The organism is Flavobacterium sp. LHD-85 (assembly GCF_030929595.1).
GTDB lineage: Bacteria > Bacteroidota > Bacteroidia > Flavobacteriales > Flavobacteriaceae > Flavobacterium.
In genome coordinates, this window is record NZ_JAVFVR010000001.1 from 578,950 (window position 1) to 597,105 (window position 18,156).

The window sequence follows — 18,156 nt, forward strand, 5'->3', positions numbered from 1 at the left end:
CTTCCAATTATTATTTTTTTAAATTGAAGTTTAGAAGAAATCAAAAAACGAGTTCTACCCTTTTGAAGGATTTAAAAAATAGCCCATACTCATAATGATTATGGGCTATTTACAACCAAACTTAAACTTAACTTAACTTTTTATTTTTGTCGGAATTCAACTTTTATTGGTAGTTAGGATTTTGTTTCAATTTAGTACCGTTAAGTTCTGTGTACGGAATTGGGAAAATCTCATCTGTTCCAGCGTCAAAGCCTCTGTCAGATAATGCAGCAGCTGCATCTCCCCATCTTACTAAATCAAAGAATCTATGTCCTTCACCTGCTAATTCCATTCTTCTTTCATGTTTGATCGCCGCTAATGTTACAGGCACATGAGGTAGTTTTGCTCTATCTCTAACTGCATCTAGTAAAGCTTGTGCTCTTGCTCCAGATCCTAAAGCTTCTGCTTCCATCAAGTAAGTATCTGCAAGTCTGATTACATAAGAGTTTTGTTTGTAGTTCAACTCTGAGTTACCACCACCTGTACTAACATCTGACTGTCTTGGAAGATATTTATTCAAGAAATATCCTGTGTCTTGGTAAGCAGGAATATAGTTTGCCTTACCTGCCGCTTTTAAAGCTTTTAAGTCAAGAATTGTAGCACCTAAACGTGGATCACCCTGCATTGCATCATATAATTTTTGAGTTGCAACGTTGAAAGCCCATCCTGAAGGAAGATTTGGTGCAGTAGAACCTGCTGGTCTAGAATATCCTCTAGGTCCAACCATAATGTTTAAAGAGTTTCCTTCGTCTCTACCTTGTCCCCAGAATGTCCAGTCAGAGTTACCTGCACTACTGTGAGATACTTCGATTAATGACTCTTCATTGAATTTGTTTGATGTTACCCATAAATCACTAAATTCAGGCAATAATTTATTACCGTATTGGTTTACAGCTCCTGGCGTACCGTTTACTTCTGCTAATACAGCTGCCGCTTCGGCTTTTTTACCTTCAAACAAATACACTTTTCCTAAAAGTGCTTGAGCTGCTCCTTTATTAAATCTTCCAGCTTCAGTATCTTTTACCACAGTATTTGGTAAAACTGCAATAGCCTCAGTTAAATCTTTCTCTATTTGAGCATAAATTACTTCTGGTGCAACTTGCTCTGGAGTATAAATTGTTTCTGTAGTTAATGGCTCTAAAACTAAAGCAAGGTTTTTGAACATTCTTACTAAATTGAAATAGTAAAGTGCACGCAATGTTTTAGCTTCTGCTGCAAATCTGTTTCTAACCGCATCATTCATTGTTGCAGATGGCAACTTAAATAATAAAAGATTTGCTCTAGAAATACCTTGGTAGTGATCGCTCCAGTAACTTCCAGGAATTGTAATAGAAGTAAGTGAATGGGTAGAGAAATTCTGGATTCCTGTTCCATCTGTAGAGCTACCTCCACCAGCATAAAAATCATCAGAACCTGCATTTAGCATTGCTACCAAGTTTTCAAAACCTCCGGTGTTTTTTCTCATCGGATCATAAACTCCAATTAAAGCGGCATAACATTGCTGTTCATTAGAAAAGTATGTACTTGTATCAAATTTTCCTTCTGGGTTGATGGTTACAAAATCTTCAGAACAAGATCCTAGAACCGCCATTGCCACAGCTATATATATATATTTAAATTTTATCGTTTTCATGATTCTTTAATTTTTTTAAAATTGAACGTTAGCTCCAAACAGAATAGATCTTGCTTGCGGATAAACTCCTTTATCTACACCATAAACCTGACCTCCAATTTCTGGATCATACCCAGTGTATTTTGTAAAAGTTACTAAGTTTTCTCCTGTTAGGTAAAAACGAACCTTATCTGCTCCAATTTTAGATGATAAATTACTTGGCATTGTGTATCCAAGAGTTACTACTTTTAAACGTAGGTAATTTCCATCTTCAAGATAAAAATCAGACATGTTTGTGTAGTTTTTATTTGGATCGTTATTTGTCAATCTTGGATAATCATTTGAAGTTCCTTCTCCATGCCAACGATCTAAAGCTTTTGTCTGATAGTTTGCATTAAGTACATCTAACCTTCTTAACCCTTGGAAAATTTTGCTTCCAGCAGCTCCTTGAGTAAATGCCATAAAGTCAAAGTTTTTGTAATCTAAGTTTACTGTAAAACCAAAAGTATATTTAGGCACGTTAGTTCCTAAGAATTGTTTATCGTCATCAGTAATTTTTCCATCATTGTTAGCGTCAACCCAACGGAAATCTCCAGGTTTTGCATTTGGCTGAATTAAACCTCCAGATGCATTTTTGTATGCTGCAACTTCTGCATCATTTTGGAAAATTCCAGCTGTTCTAAATCCGTAAAACTCGTTAAAAGAGTGTCCAACTTGTGTTCTAGTTACCGGCCCCATAGATTGGAAAGAAGCATCTCCGACAATAAAGTTTGTAGATGATCCAACATAAGTAATTTCGTTTTTCAAGTATGCAAAGTTTGCATTCACACCCAAATTAAACTCTCCAAGTCTTTTCTTGTATCCCAATTCTGCTTCAAAACCACTATTGTCCATATCGGCAATATTTGCAGAAGGTGCATCAACAACTCCAACGTATCCAGGAATTACAATGTTTCTTAAGATTCCTTTTGTTGTTTTTTTGTAGTAATCAAGAGTAAGAGAAAAATCACTAAATAATTTTGCATCAAGACCTACTGTAGTTTGAGAAGTTTCTTCCCATCCTAAGTTTGCATTTGGAAGAGTAGAGTTTCCGTAACCTGTAGTAATACCTCCTGAAGTTCCAACAGCATAGTTATAACCTCCAACAACTGTTGCTCTATATTTAAAATCATCGATGTTATCATTACCTACAACTCCGTAACCTCCACGTAGTTTTAATGTATTCACTACATTGTTCTCTTTCCAGAAACCTTCTTTTGAAACTACCCATCCTAAAGAGAATGAAGGGAAAACTCCCCATTTTTTGTTTTCACCAAAACGAGTTGAACCATCACGACGAACAATACCAGTAAAAAGATATTTTTCCATGTAATCGTAGTTCGCACGTAAAAACAATGAAGATAATTTGTGCTCAACAAAATCACTTGCTCTGTTAACTCTATCAGATTGTGGAATATCAAAGTTAAAAGAAGCATCCTTGTAGCTTGTAATTGGCAATCCAAACATTGTTACTCCAATAGAACCACCAATATTTTCAACATAAGCGCCCTGTCCTGCTAAAACACTTAGGTTGTGATCTCCAAATTTATTAGCATAACTTAAAGTATTCTCTAATGTCCATGCTAAAGATCTGTTATTATTTTGACTGTAATTATTTCTATCAGCCTTCATGTTTGGGTTTAAGAAGAAAACTGGAGTAAACATTTCATCTCCCCAATAAGCTAACTTACCACCAAGTGTAGTTCTAAATTTTAAGTGGCTTGTAATATTAGCCTCTAAATAAGCATTTCCAACAAAATCATCTGACCAGTTGTATCCTCCTAATCTTGTTTGGATATAACCTAGAGGGTTTGTCATCTCTTGTTGCACTAAAGAAGAAATTCCGTAAGGATTACCATTTGCATCTCTAACAACATTTGGATTAGTATAAAAACCTGAACTTGCTTCAGTAGGATCTGTTACTACTAGTGGAGTAAGCGGATCTAAGTTAACTGCAGAGCTTAAAGGTCCTCCAAACTCACTGTTTGTATTACCAATACCTTTTGTTTTTTGGTGTGTGTATCCAAAAGTTTGTCCGAAAGTAAAGTAATCAGAAATTTTGTGTGTTGAGTTTAATCGGAAGTTTTTCTTTGTATAGTTAGAAATATCTGTAGTAACGATACCTTCCTGATCTTGAATTCCGAAAGAAGCATAGAAAGTAGATTTTTCACCACCACCACTAATACTTAATTCGTGTGTGTATCTGAAAGCAGAATCATTAAAGATTGCATCCTGCCAATCTGTACCTTTTCCATAAGATGCTGGATTTTGGTATTTAAGTGCACCTCCGTCATTTAAAGATTTTTCATTCATTAAAGTTGCATACTGAGTAGCATTCAACATATTTAATCTCTTGGCTGGAGCAGAAACACCTGCAAAACCATTATAGTTTACAGAAATTTTTCCTGACTTACCTTTTTTAGTTGTAACTAAGATAACCCCTGTAGCAGCACGAGTACCATAGATTGCAGCAGAAGCAGCATCTTTAAGCACCTCGATAGACTCAATATCACTTTGGTTGATAAAACCAATAGCATTTGCATCTACAGCAATACCATCAACAACCCAAAGAGGGTCATTTCCACCTTCTCTAAATGTAGTGATACCTCTTACACGAACTTTAGACTTTTCACCTGGCTGTCCAGAAACTGCGGCAACAGAAACCCCTGCTACTCTACCCTGTAAAGCCTGCTCAACTCTTCCGTTTGGTACTTTTTCAAGATCAGCCGATTTTACACTTGAGATTGCCCCAGTTACAACAGATTTCTTTTGAGTACCATATCCGACAACTACAACCTCATTTAAAGATTGTGATTCTGGTTTTAATTGAATTGTAATTTTTGTTCTTCCGTTTACTGCTTCTGTTACTGTAGCGTAACCAATAAAAGTAATTGTTAGTGATCCGTTTGAAGGTGCCTGAATTTGGAATTTTCCATCAAAATCTGACGCCGTAGATTTTGTAGTACCTTTTAATACAACTGTTGCGCCTGGAACAGGCAAACCATTTTCATCGTTAATTATTCCATTTACTGTGACATCCTGAGCCACAGCTATAACCGAGAATAATAAAGATGAAATACAAAAAACAAGTAATTTTGTTAATTTCATTTTTCTAAAAATTTTGGTTAATTAATTAGTAATTTGATGCAATACTAAAACTAAATTTTTACTTTTCACATCAAAAAGTCACTACAAAAACACATCAAATCGAAATAAATAATATTATAAAAACACATCAAAAAAAATACAAACTATTGATTTTTAAACAATTAATAAAATAAAAAATAGTACTAAAAAAAAGTTAATTTTAAAAAATAACACTACATTATATTTTTGAGTGAAAACTTTATTAAATATTATTAAAACTACAACGTGGTAGTACTACAAAACAACCTATAAAGAGCTATTTTATAGACTATTACAGCAAAAAAAGTTTCAGATTTTGCAAAAACCAAAAAATAGAGAATATCATATTTTTACCCTACTTTTTTTACATTATTAATAATAATTTTTACTGAAAGAAAAATCTTATTTTCAATAAATTTACAGGAAAAAACTTATTTTTAATACGTTTTTTAAGCTTGTAATTGTAAAATTTCGTCTTCGAAAATGGAGAAAAACGCCATTTTTAATGCAAAATGATGAAATACGGCCATTTTCATCTAATTGAAAAACTGAAAAGCCTTTTTGTCTTAAAAGGATTTTAAAGACTTAAATTAATTTTGATTTGTAGAGATGAAAAAACACTTCGCATACGCATCAAAAAGAACAACAGCGAGAGCCCAAATCTTTATGAAAAAAGCAGAAAGAATCTCAGCCTAGCTTCTCAAGTCCTCTGATAATGTTCTAAACAGAAAGGAAAAAGAATTTAGCTGGAATACAGCCCAAAAATTGAATTGGAACAACACTTTTTTGGCTTTATACCCCTTATTAACATCCACAAGCATCAATTATTTGACTGCTAAACCTATAAGTAAAAAAAAAGCCCGTAATCGAAATTACGGGCTACCAGGCAATAAACTTAACTTAAACTAACCATAGTTTAAATCTTAAAATACACTTTCAGCATTAGAATAAAGCGTAAATAAGGTTTGAAATTCGAAAAAGGAATTTTTTAGTCTTCCTTTTTCGAAATAACTAACACAAAATATATTATTCAGGCTTATAGACAAAAGTCCAACCTGTTTTAGGATCTTTTAAACTTTTTGGTACATATAATACTAATTTATCTTCTGTAAGGGTAATAATATTATACTCATTCTCAGAGTTTCCAGCTTCATACCCCAAGATTTTTGATTTTTTAATAAATAACTTTTTGTTAGTAACATCCAAAACAAAGCTGCCCTTTTCAGCGGCTGCAGATGCTGTTTGGTAATGGTTGTAATTTGGCGCACCATCCAAATCAAAATGCATTTTACCTTCAACATCTAGTGGAGGGCAACATTCTCCCCCTGCATTCCACCATGCACTCATCGCCGAATTAGGATCATTCGGAGGAGACATAAACCAAAACAATTCACCTGAACCTGCAGTACCATCAAAAACCCATGTTTTACCTTCTTTAGCATTTGAACCTAATAAAGCTCCCCATTCTGGTGGAACAGGATGATCTAATACACTAATTGTAACAGGAATTGTTTTTTCAAAAAATTCTGCACCTAACGTCCCTTTAAAAGCAAAATTAAAAGTTCCAGTCACCGGCATTGTAATAGTACGAGTATCTGTTAACGCCTTGTCTATTATATAATCCCAATAACCACTAATACCAGGACTAAGCATTTCAAGTTTAATTTCATTACCACCAGCCGTAGTATTTGTTGCTTTAAGCTGGACATTCTCAACAGTTGTTGAATTGCTCAAATGCTGTTCGTCTACAATTGGGTCACACGCCGAAAAGACCAGCGTAAAGGCAGCAATTAGTAAATATTTTATATTATGAATTTTCATCTTTCTAATTATTAATAGTTAATAAATATTACCACCCCGGATTTTGATTATAAACTCCATTTAATAGTCTTATTTCAGTTTCAGGAATCGGAACTAACCCTTTAGTTTCAGATCTGTATTTTACACTATAATTAGCATCAACACCGGAGTTTCTAACTTGAATCACATCATTAAATGCGGTATCTACATCTCCCCAACGAACTAAGTCAAACCAATGTAATCCTTCGAAGGCCAACTCGTGTAAACGCTCTGTTTTGATATTATCAAGAGAATATCCAACAGGTCCTAATTTTGCTCTTAGTCTTACTGCATTCATACCTTCTGGCGTTTTAGTAATTTCAGAATGCATTAATAATACATCAGCAAAACGCATAAGAATAAAGTCTTGAGCATGCATTAACTGCATATCGGTAATTTTCCAATCGTACATCTGAACAAACATTCCAACATATGATCCTTTACCATTATCGTGCTGTAATGCAACATATTTTTTATTAAAATACCCTGTTTCATGATCTCCTTTATCAGCTGCATAACCAGCTGTTCCTTGTTCTGCTTTACCCACTTCAAGTATAGATCCTCTTTTTCTTGGATCGGCATCATCCCATCCTGAAAATAATTTTGGATTTACAGTACACCATCCCCAACCTTCTCCAAAAGGTGCTAATGAGTTACCGCGTAATGAATTAAACAGAGCAAGTCTATTAGTATAACTCTGACCATTTGTCCAATCCCAGCTACCAAAAGAGTATCTTTGCATAAACATTGTTTCAAAGTTTCCTGTTCCAAATGTTGGTGTAGCACCGTCTTGACCTACCCATGACAAACCTTCTGCTGCAGCCCAAGGCAATAGAGTATCATCTTTTGCGCTTTTATTTACATAAGAATATGGCCAAAGATTTCTAAAATCAGCTGCTAGCTTATAACCGCTATTATTGATACAATCATTTAAATAAGCCCCAACTTGTGTTGCCGTTAAAGCACCGCCTCCAACAAGAGGCAAATCTGTCGTTGCTTGCTTTTCGATGTTGCTCATGTAACCCGTATAAAACAAAAACACACGTCCCATATATGCTTCCGCAACCCATTTATTTGCATGACCGTATCTTGAAGTCGGAAGGCTTGTAAACGGTGTAGAAGGCATAGTTTCAATAGCTAGTTTTAAATCAGATGCGATTTGTGCGAATGTCTCAGTATAAGTCGATCTAGCAACTAATCTATCACCATCATATTTTACAATCAATGGTACCCCTCCAAAGAATTTTGCTAATCTGAAGTAAAAGAAAGCTCTCATAAACAAAGCTTCTCCAAGAGCTTGCTTTTTAAACTCATCTGCTAGTTGTGGCGTATCAAAATACTTAGAAAAATCTGCATCTGGAACTTTTTCAATAATAGCATTTGCTCTCGAAATTCCATTATATGATTGTCTCCACATATCACGATACGTATCTTCAGCAGGATCCTCAAAATTATCTACCCATTTTGCCGATTTATCATCAGGACCTCCCCCACCAAGCATCATATTGTCCATCAAGTTTGCGGCTACTTGTTCTTCACTATGCACATTCGCTGTATAGATGGCATTATAAATACCTGCCATTGCTTCGTCTATATCAGTAGGAGATTTATAAAAACTAGCTAAACTCTTTTCTGAAAGGTTCTCCGTATCCAGTTCATCATTACAGCTATACACTGTAAAAATTACTGAAATTGCTATTATATATCTTAGTTTTTTCATTGTCAATGTTTTAAATATTAAAAATCTGCACTTAATCCAAACATTACTGTTCTAGATTGCGGATATAAACCTAAATCTACTCCCGAAGCCCATGGAGCATTTGTATTGTCTCCAGACCAACGAACCTCTGGATCCATACCGTCATAATTTGTAAATGTGTATAAGTTATTTACAGCAACGTAGAATTTAAGATTCGAGATAAACTTAATATCTTTCAGTAATTCATTAAAATTATAGCCTACCGTTAAATTATTAATTCTCAAATAATCAGCATCTTGCATGTAGATATCAGAAATATAATTTGTATTTCTATTTGATACAGAACTTAATCGAGGCATCTTGTTTGAAGTTCCTTCTCCGTGCCAACGATCAAAAACATCTGAAGTGTAATTTTGTTTTGGGCTATCAGCAAATGATCTGTATGATTGCATTACCTGCATTCCATATTTACCTGCAAGTGTTGAATTCAGATAAACATTTTTGTACTCAAAGTTTAATTGGATTCCTAATTGGAAATTTGCATTTGGATCTCCAAGAATTACTTTATCTTTTTCATCAATAACACCATCGTTATTTTGGTCAACAAAACGAACATCTCCAGGACGCTGATCATTAAAATAAGGCTGACCTGTTGGACCTACATATTCATTAACTTCTTGTTGGTTCTGCAAAATTCCAGCAGTTTTAAAACCATAGAAAGCTCCAATTGGATAACCTACTTGTGCTCTAGAAATTTCAGATGTACCTTGCGACAACACGTGAGCAGGTCCATTAATTATACCATTACCATTGTCAATTCTAGTAATTTCATTTTTGTTAAAAGCACCGCTTACGGTTACGCCATATTTAAAATCTCCTATTTTATCTTTCCAAGATACAGAAACTTCAAAACCTTTATTTTCAATATCTCCTGCATTTTTGTAAGGATCATCAGCACCAGCAGTTCCTGGCAACTGTGCTTTAACCAGCCAGTCTCTAGTAGTTTTTTTATACCAGTCAAATGTTATCCCTAATCTTGAGTTGAAAAGACTTGCATCTAATCCTAAATCTAGCTGTTCAGATGTCTCCCAACTAACTGACGGATTAGGCACAGACGCGGGATAGGCCGTTTGGCCAGAAACTGGCTTTGTGTCTCCAAAAAAGTAACCAGGAAAAGCATATTTAATGCTAGATGTATAATAGAAAGCATAATCTGTATATTGGTTACCGTTTTGTCCCCAGCTAGCACGTAATTTCAAGAAATCAAGGTATTTTGAAGTGCCTGCCATAAAATCTTCTTTACTAATAACCCACCCAGCGGCCACAGACGGGAAATTTCCATACTGATACCCATCAGCAAAATTGGAAGATCCGTCACGTCGTATAACAGCAGAAAGAAGATATTTTTCTTTATAGTCATACTGTGCACGTGCAAAATATGACATAATTGCGCCTCCACCAGCTGCTTTATCAAAACCTGTCGTATTAATATCTGCAATAGATCCAGGACTTTTTGTATTATTTAAATAAGCATATTTTGGATCATTTGGAAACAATAAACCATTTCTAGAACCATAGACATCATTTTCAACAATTCTTTTCCATAACTCTGTACCAATTACAGCGTTAATATTATGATTTCCAATTTGCTTTTGATATGCGAGAGTATTCGTCCAAGTTGAGTTTGCACCAAAGTACTGAGATTGTGTTGCGCCATCAACAGCATCATTGTAAAGCACTCCCAAATGGTATGTTGGGTTCATTGTTCTGTTGTAACCAAACCATGAATCGATTCCGTATACGGTTTTAAATCTAAGATTCGAAATTGGCTCAACTTCTAGAAATACATTACCAATGATTTTATGGTCTTTTGGATAATTGTAATTACTTCTGTAATACATTACCGCCAAAGGATTTGTCTGATTTGTATTTAAACCGTCTAATGTAGGAGTAAATCCATATTCATTAATATTTCTATCAATTGCTGTCTGCCAATAAGCAGGCTGCAACGGGTTTTGAGTTAGAGCATTATGCAAGTCATTACCATAAATATTTCCATTTGAGACATCTCTTTTTTGAATATTGGTATACGTCAAATTTTCTCCAATAGTAATGATATTATGGCTTTCATTTTTTTTCAAAACCATTTGCGTATTCATCCTTGCCGTTAATCTTTTAAATCCAGCATCTACAATATTTCCACCCAATATACCGTCTTGATCAAAATATGAAACCCCAAATGAATATGTAATATCTTCAGTTCCACCTGTAATATTAAGCGAATGATTTACTATAGGAGCATCCTTTTTAGACATTTCATTTATCCAATTAGTTCCAGTCCAACCGTTTTGCAATTTATTCCAGATTTCTTCTCCAAGCTGTGTTCCAGCTCCTGGATAATTACGCTCTAACCAATCATTAGAAGTTAGCATTGTTTTCCAGTCATTTGGCGCAAGTCCATCATTAACTCTCCCTTCATCCATGATATACATATACTCTTGAGCATTTAAAGGATCCAGATTTTTGTAGATGTTTTGAATTCCAAAATAAGTGTCATAAGAAATTCTAGCTGGCCTTCCTTTACGTCCTTTAACTGTAGTTACCAAAACGACTCCATTTGCCGCTCTAGAACCATAGATTGCAGCAGAAGCCGCATCTTTAAGAACATCAATAGATTCAATATCTGAAGGGCTCAAATAATCGATATCACCTACAGCGACACCATCTACAATGTACAAAGGATTTGAATTTCCGATTGTACCAATACCACGGATGACCACTTTTGTACCTGCACCCGGCGTACCACTATTTCTTGTAATGCTTATACCCGGTGCAATACCTTGCAAAGCCTCCATTGCAGAACCAGTATTTAATTCCTGCAATGTTTCTCCTTTTAAGTTGGTAGAAGCACCAGTAATCAAAGCTTTCTTTTGTGTACCGTACCCGATAACCACAACTTCATTTAAACTTTGAGATACTGCTTTTAGAACAATTGTGAGCTTTGTTTTTCCGCCTATTGTCTCATTCACAGTTTCAAAACCAACGAAACTAATCGTCAAAGTTCCATTAGAGGGAGCGCTGATCTGAAATTTCCCATCAAAGTCAGATGCAGTTGCTTTATTGGTCCCCTTTACTAAAACCGTCGCACCTGGGACGGGTAATCCACTTTCGTCATTAATGATTCCATTTACCGTCACATCCTGAGCAAATGCGACTACAGAAAACAGTAAAGACGAAACACAAAAAATAAACAATTTTGTTAATTTCATTTTTCTAAAAATTTTGGTTAATTAATTAGTAATTTGATGCAATTATAATGTTAAATTTTAATAAGTATTAGATTAATATTCTTTACAAAAACACTTCAAATTAAATTTTAACACACTACAAAAACACAACATTTATCACTTAAATAATTAATTTACAATATTTTAATTTTGAAAAAAAAATGTTACAAAAATGTTAATTAAAAAAAACGTATATTACATTAGTTTAACAACGACTATTGCGTTATAAATTAAAAATAATTCAAAAAACTTGATTGATTCTGATTGATAAATCAACAGTTTAAAATCAAAATAGAGCATTTATAATAAAAATATATTTAAAATTTTATGAAATTCTTAGTTAGATCTTATGTAATATTTTTACTATTTTTCTTACAAATAAAAAGTTTCTCTCAAGTAAAAAATATCGGAATTCCAGATATAAAAAATTATAAAAGATCAGAGTATAAAGGTGGAACTCAAAACTGGAGTATTGATCAAGACAAAAATGGAAACATTTATTTTGCAAACAACAGCGGATTGATCCAATTTGATGGTTCAAACTGGCATAAATACTCTTTACCAAACAAATCTGAGATTAGAAGCTTAAAAATTGATGCTTTAGGAAGAATATTTGTTGGAGGAAACAACGAATTTGGATATTTTAAAAATGATGAAAAGGGAATTTTAAAATATCATTCTCTCTACAATCTATTAAGCCCTATAGATAAAGAAAACATCAACTTGATCTGGAGAATACATATTTTTAATGGTGAAGTTATATTCCAATCTTTCAGTAAAGTTTTTTTTCTTAAAAATGAGAAAGTTACCACACTCACTGCCCCACACAAATTTCAATTTTCATTTCTAGTCAACAATCGTTTATATTTCCAAGACAAAACATTGGGAGTACTCGAATATAAAAACAGAAAACTTACTGCAATAAAGGGAACCACAGTATTTAATGACAAAGAAATATGGTCGCTTTTTCCATTGTCAAATAATAAATTATTATATGCTACTTTAGAAAAAGGCCTTTTTGTATCTGAAAATGGCATTATTAAACCGTGGGCAACAGAAGCCAATGAATTTATCAAAAAAAATACTTCGTTAGGCGGATCCCTAATTAAGAACAAATTTATAATACTAAATTCTGTATTAGACGGGGCAATTATCTGCGATCTAAACGGAAAAATAATCCAGCATTTAAATAGGCAAAAAGGCATTCAGAACAATACAATTCTAGCCTCATTTGTAGACAATAAAGGCAATATTTGGCTTGGTCTTGATAATGGTATCACTTTTATAAATGAAAATTCGCCTTTCTCTTTTTTTGATTATAGCTACAACATAGGTACAGTATATGCCTCTACAATGCACAATGGCAATCTTTACGTCGCCACAAACCAAGGACTGTTTTACCATCCTTGGGGAGGTTCTTTTAAAGACAGCCCTTTTACAAGAGTAGAAGGAACTATTTCACAGGTTTGGAATATTCAAGTTTTAAATAATGTATTAATATGCGCCAGTAACAGCGGAGCATTAATTATTGAAAACAACCGAGTTTCAAAAATACTCGACAACAAAGGATATTTTGGATTCAAAAAAATACCAGACCATGAAAATTATATAATAGGAGAAAGCTATAATGGCTTTTCTGTCTTTAAAAGATCAGCTTCTGGATATGATTATTTACATCAGGTAAAAGGATTTGATGAAACTACCAATAATTTTTCTGTAGAAATAGATGCAAATTATTTATGGTTAAAGAAAAATCCTTTCTTATATCAGGTAAAATTATCTGAGGACTTGCAAAGATTTGATTTCATAAAAAAACACGTCAACATATCCGAAAAATATAAAGGAATAAACAGTCTTCAAAACATAAATGGCAAAGTCTACTTCCAAGTAAAAAATCATTTTTACAGATACTCCGTAGAACAGGAAACATTTTTTGAAGATAAAAAAATCACAAATTTATTCAACGGAATTCCAACTATCAACACCTTAATTGAAGATTCTGCCGGAAATTTATGGTATGCATTTAACGAATCACTTGGCGTACTAGTCAAAAACAAAAATGGGACTTTTGCCAAGAAACAAGCCATATTCTCCAATTTGACAGGAAATTTGGTAAATAATTATATTTCGGTGAATGCCATAGATTCACAAAATATTTTTATTGGATTAACAGATCGTTTGGCGCACTACAATTCAACTATTCCGAACACTTTTATGACGAAGCCCAAAGCTTTTATAGAAAGCTTTACAAACCCTGGTGACACTATTTTAACTGGTAATCTGGAGAATAAACTGGAATCTTACAGCATACCATACAAATACAATCGTGTCAAATTTACTTTTGCATCGCCAACATACGAGAATCAGGAAAACGTAATGTATTCTTATAAATTAGAACCTTTTGAAGAAAATTGGCGCGGCTGGTCGTCTACAGCCATAAAAGAATATACCAACTTAAGAGAAGGCAATTATGTAATGAAATTAAAAGCCCGAAACAGTTACGGTATAGAGTCAAATATCACCGAAGTAGAATTTACAGTATCTCCTCCATGGTACAGACATTTCTTAGCTTATTTATTCTACCTGGTTCTTATTTTACTTGGCGCGTATTTAATCTCAGTTAGAATTAAACTGAAAATTAGAAAGAATAGGTATTATGAGACTATTGAACAAAGAAGACTATATCTTGAAAAAGAGTCAAAAATAAGACACGAACAACACGATTTGGAAAAGGAAATTGAAAAGCTGAAAAACGACAAACTCCAAATAAAAATCTTAGCAAAAGACAAAGAACTAGTAAACAACTCTTTACAAGTAGTGAAAAAGAATAAAGTTCTAAACGGAATTATTCATAAACTAAAAGATATTGACACTGGAATTCTAGACGAAACCACCAAAGCTGAGTTTAGCAAATTGCATAAAAGTATCGTAAAAGAAGTAAATACCGATAAAAGCTGGAAAGACTTAGAGAAACACATTAAGAACGTGCATTTCGAATTTTTAAAGCGATTAAAAGGACAATATCCGACTATTTCTCCTCGAGAATTAGATTTATCGACTTACTTGTTAATGAACATGTCTACCAAAGAAATAGCCGAAATTATGAACATTTCGACAGGAGGTGTCGAACTGGCACGCTATCGTCTAAGGAAGAAATTAGGCCTAAACAAAAAAGAAAACCTGATCGGGTTTTTAATGAGTATTTAAAAAAAGAAATCCATTCAATAATGAATGGATTTCTTTTTTTAAATATAATCTAATGTTCGCTCTAAGGCCATGCCACGCGAACCTTTTATTAATATCATATTAGAATCAAACTTGAAAGTCTTTAGAAATTCTGCAAAAGCATCAAATGCTTCAAAAAACTGAATATTTTCATTTGAAATCTTACCTGCAAAAAAAGCTTTCCCTATTAGAAAACAAATAGCCTCTTTTTGGTCTGCTAAAGAATCAATTATAACTTTATGTTCATGAAGACTTTCATCTCCCAATTCGAACATATCTCCAAGAATCATAACTTTATTCTTCTTGTCTAATTGCAAAAAGTTGGTAATTGCAACCGCCATACTGCTTGGATTAGCATTATAAGCATCTAAAATGATCTCATTTGTACCTTTTTGCATCATTTGAGACCTGTTGTTTGCAGGAATATAATTCTCGATAGCGCTCTTTATATCGCTTTCTTTTACATCAAAGTATTTTCCGATTGCAGTTGCTGCATTTATATTATTAGCGTTGTAAAGTCCAATTAAATGAGATTCAATTGTAAAATCATTGTATTCAATAGCCACAAAAGGATTTGCGGTAATAGTCTGAATATTTAAATCTGCATTTTCTTTTTTTACTCCAAAAGTAAATGATTTTATTCCTTTTGATTTCTCAATCTGAATTGGATCTTCCAGATTTACGAAAACCGTTTTCTGTTTTGATGCAAGATACTGGTACATTTCACTTTTACCTGCAATAACACCTTCAACTCCGCCGAAACCTTCCAAATGGGCTTTTCCAAAATTGGTTATATATCCAAAATCAGGTTGTGCAATTTGACACAAAAATTCGATTTCTTTTTGATGATTGGCTCCCATTTCAACAATTCCAATTTCTGTTTCTTTAGTAAAAGAAAGCAATGTCAACGGCACACCAATATGATTATTTAAATTGCCAATAGTCGCCTTTGTTTTAAACTTTTTGGACAACACAACGTTGATTAATTCTTTTGTCGTGGTTTTTCCGTTACTACCTGTTAAGGCAACAATTGGAAGCGCTAAATAGTTTCGATGAAATCTTGCCAATTCTTGAAGCGTTTGCAAACTGTTCTCTACCAAAATAGTTCTATCGTCAATAAAGTAAGATTCATTATCAATAATAACGTATAAAGCTCCTAATTCTAAGGCTTCTTTGGCAAACGTATTAGCATCAAATTTTTCTCCTTTAATAGCAAAAAACATCGATTTTTTTTCGATTTTTCTTGTATCGATAGACAGAGAACTGCATTGCAAAAATAAGTTATGAATGTCTTGAATATTCATTTATAAATTTTTTAATATGTCATAAAAGTAGAAAAAAAACAATAAAAAAATTCCAAATTCCAGACTGAATATTCAGTTATTGGAATTTGGAATTTTTTATATTTTAATTCCTAAATCTTAGTTTCTAGGAGATTTTCTTCTTTCAGATTTTGAACCTACTCTAGACATTGCACATCTGAAACCAATGTAATCAGTTGCCATATCTTGAGGGAAGTATCTTCTTTGAGCTGGGTCTAACCAGTAAGCTCTATCTCTCCAAGAACCTCCTTTGTAAACTCTTACTTTATCATCGATTAAAGTTGTACGTTTACTAGAGTTATCATACTTTCTGATCATTTTTCCTAAACTGTCTGTTGTAACATTATGTTTAGGAGAGTTGTACATAGCTTGATCTGCTTTAGATCCAGACTCTGAGTCACCAAAATCAAAATATCTAGATGATTGTTTATCACCATCTCTGTAGTTGATGTTGTCACTTGTACTAAAGTTTTGTCTCAAATACGTTTCTTGCTCGTCAACCGGAACCTGTGCAATTTCTCCAGGAAGGTTTCTTGCAATAACTTTACCGTTACTTAAAGTGTCATACTTAATGTTAGAAGTAGAAACGATTTCAAGTTTACCGTCTTTACCAATTTTGTTTTTAGCATATTGATTTCCTCTGTAGTAGTTAAAATCATTTGCTTCATTATCAATAATTGGTCTATAAACGTCAGCTACCCATTCTGCAACGTTTCCAGCCATATCATAAAGACCGAAATCGTTTGGCGCATAACTTTTCACAGCATTTGTAATATCAGCACCGTCATCTGACCAACCTGCAATTCCACCGTAATCACCGTTTCCTTGTTTAAAGTTAGCCAATTGGTCACCTTTGTTTTTACGTTTGTTAGAACGTGTATAATCTCCAGACCAAGGATATTTCTTTTGTCCTTTATAGATGTTGTATTCTCTTTGTCCAACGTCTGCAGCTGCTGCATACTCCCATTCTGCTTCAGTAGGAAGTCTATACTCTGGCAAAATAACACCAGAAGAACGTTGAGCATAAACATTTTTCTCTTCAGGAACTACACCGTCTTTACCAGCTTTCGGTCTTCTTCCGTTAGGGTTTTTCTTTAACACTAATTCTTCATTTCCTCCATAAGTTGTAGATGGAGATGCAACGTAAGCTTCAGTATTAAATAAACTTTCAGCACTTACATCATTTGTTTTAGCACCTTTTTTAAGATACCCGTTTTTTTCTAAAACAGCCTCGTTTACACGGTCTGTTCTCCATTTGCTAAATTCAACTGCTTGAATCCAGTTAACACCAACTACAGGATAGTTAGCATAAGAAGGGTGTCTCAAATAGTTATTAGTCATCGTTTCGTTGTATCCTAAACGATTTCTCCAAACTAATGTATCAGGAGACGCTCCTTCGTAAATATTTTTGTAATTTTCTTCTGTCGGTGGGAAAACTTTCTTTAACCACTCTAGGTATTCTAAGTACATACCGTTCGTAACTTCGGTTTCATCCATATAGAATGATTGAACGTGTTGTTGAGTTGGTGTGTTATTCCAATCGTGCATAACATCATCCTGTACTTTACCCATAGTAAACGTACCTCCTTCAACAAAAACTAAACCAGGACCAGCCTGTTGTTTTTTACCTGCATTTCTGGCAGCAGTTCCATTCTGACTATCTACATCCCAGCCAGTAGCTCTAGAAGCGTGAGTGGAACTCGATTTTTTGCTACAACTAGCCGTGCCCAACATCAATACCATTGACATCATTAACTGCAAGACTACAATTTTGTTTACTTTCATACTCATTCTTAGGTGATAAATTTAGGTGCTGCAATATAATAATTAACATTTAATTGGCAACATCTGTTCTAATAATTTTATTTAGCTGTTTTTTACCAGAAAATAACCTTTAGTTACGAACGCAAAAATATACTTTTTATTATTACTATAACATGAAATACTATATTTTTACTTACTAATTAT

General features: G+C 33.7%; 8 protein-coding genes. 1 reads left to right on the forward strand and 7 read right to left on the reverse strand.

Annotation, left to right across the window (positions count from 1 at the left end; genetic code table 11):
* Positions 1-163: 163 nt before the first annotated feature.
* The 5 genes from RB618_RS02565 to RB618_RS02585 form a co-directional block, all read right to left on the reverse strand.
* Positions 164-1,672, reverse strand: coding sequence for a RagB/SusD family nutrient uptake outer membrane protein (locus RB618_RS02565; RefSeq protein ID WP_308067341.1), 1,509 nt, complete (start codon positions 1,670-1,672; stop codon positions 164-166).
* Between the two features lie 15 nt (positions 1,673-1,687).
* Positions 1,688-4,798, reverse strand: coding sequence for a TonB-dependent receptor (locus RB618_RS02570; RefSeq protein ID WP_308067342.1), 3,111 nt, complete (start codon positions 4,796-4,798; stop codon positions 1,688-1,690).
* Between the two features lie 1,044 nt (positions 4,799-5,842).
* Positions 5,843-6,637: a hypothetical protein gene (locus RB618_RS02575; protein WP_308067343.1), complete on the reverse strand. Its 795-nt coding sequence runs from the start codon at positions 6,635-6,637 to the stop codon at positions 5,843-5,845.
* 28 nt (positions 6,638-6,665) lie between these two features.
* Positions 6,666-8,375, reverse strand: a complete 1,710-nt coding sequence (locus RB618_RS02580; RefSeq protein ID WP_308067344.1) for a RagB/SusD family nutrient uptake outer membrane protein — start codon at positions 8,373-8,375, stop codon at positions 6,666-6,668.
* Positions 8,376-8,392: 17 nt separating this feature from the next.
* Entirely contained in the window at positions 8,393-11,623 is a 3,231-nt protein-coding gene (locus RB618_RS02585; protein ID WP_308067345.1) for a TonB-dependent receptor, read from the reverse strand.
* 345 nt (positions 11,624-11,968) lie between these two features.
* Here RB618_RS02585 and RB618_RS02590 point away from each other — a divergent pair, with 345 nt between their 5' ends.
* The gene (locus RB618_RS02590) at positions 11,969-14,848 is read left to right on the forward strand and encodes a triple tyrosine motif-containing protein (RefSeq protein ID WP_308067346.1); all 2,880 of its coding nucleotides are present in this window, start codon (positions 11,969-11,971) and stop codon (positions 14,846-14,848) included.
* A 38-nt stretch (positions 14,849-14,886) separates the two neighbouring features.
* Here the strand turns inward: RB618_RS02590 and murF are convergent, their stop codons facing one another.
* The gene (murF, locus tag RB618_RS02595; protein ID WP_308067347.1) at positions 14,887-16,170 is read right to left on the reverse strand and encodes a UDP-N-acetylmuramoyl-tripeptide--D-alanyl-D-alanine ligase; all 1,284 of its coding nucleotides are present in this window, start codon (positions 16,168-16,170) and stop codon (positions 14,887-14,889) included.
* 117 nt (positions 16,171-16,287) lie between these two features.
* Positions 16,288-17,973, reverse strand: coding sequence for a gliding motility lipoprotein GldJ (gene gldJ, locus RB618_RS02600; RefSeq protein WP_308067348.1), 1,686 nt, complete (start codon positions 17,971-17,973; stop codon positions 16,288-16,290).
* Positions 17,974-18,156: the final 183 nt, after the last annotated feature.

What these genes read in the sequence shown, in the direction of transcription:
- RB618_RS02565 (WP_308067341.1), bottom strand. Translation starts at nt 1,672, where the DNA reads ATGAAAACGATAAAATTTAAATATATATATATAGCTGTGGCAATGGCG.
- RB618_RS02570 (WP_308067342.1), bottom strand. Translation starts at nt 4,798, where the DNA reads ATGAAATTAACAAAATTACTTGTTTTTTGTATTTCATCTTTATTATTC.
- RB618_RS02575 (WP_308067343.1), bottom strand. Translation starts at nt 6,637, where the DNA reads ATGAAAATTCATAATATAAAATATTTACTAATTGCTGCCTTTACGCTG.
- RB618_RS02580 (WP_308067344.1), bottom strand. Translation starts at nt 8,375, where the DNA reads ATGAAAAAACTAAGATATATAATAGCAATTTCAGTAATTTTTACAGTG.
- RB618_RS02585 (WP_308067345.1), bottom strand. Translation starts at nt 11,623, where the DNA reads ATGAAATTAACAAAATTGTTTATTTTTTGTGTTTCGTCTTTACTGTTT.
- RB618_RS02590 (WP_308067346.1), top strand. Translation starts at nt 11,969, where the DNA reads ATGAAATTCTTAGTTAGATCTTATGTAATATTTTTACTATTTTTCTTA.
- murF (WP_308067347.1), bottom strand. Translation starts at nt 16,170, where the DNA reads ATGAATATTCAAGACATTCATAACTTATTTTTGCAATGCAGTTCTCTG.
- gldJ (WP_308067348.1), bottom strand. Translation starts at nt 17,973, where the DNA reads ATGAAAGTAAACAAAATTGTAGTCTTGCAGTTAATGATGTCAATGGTA.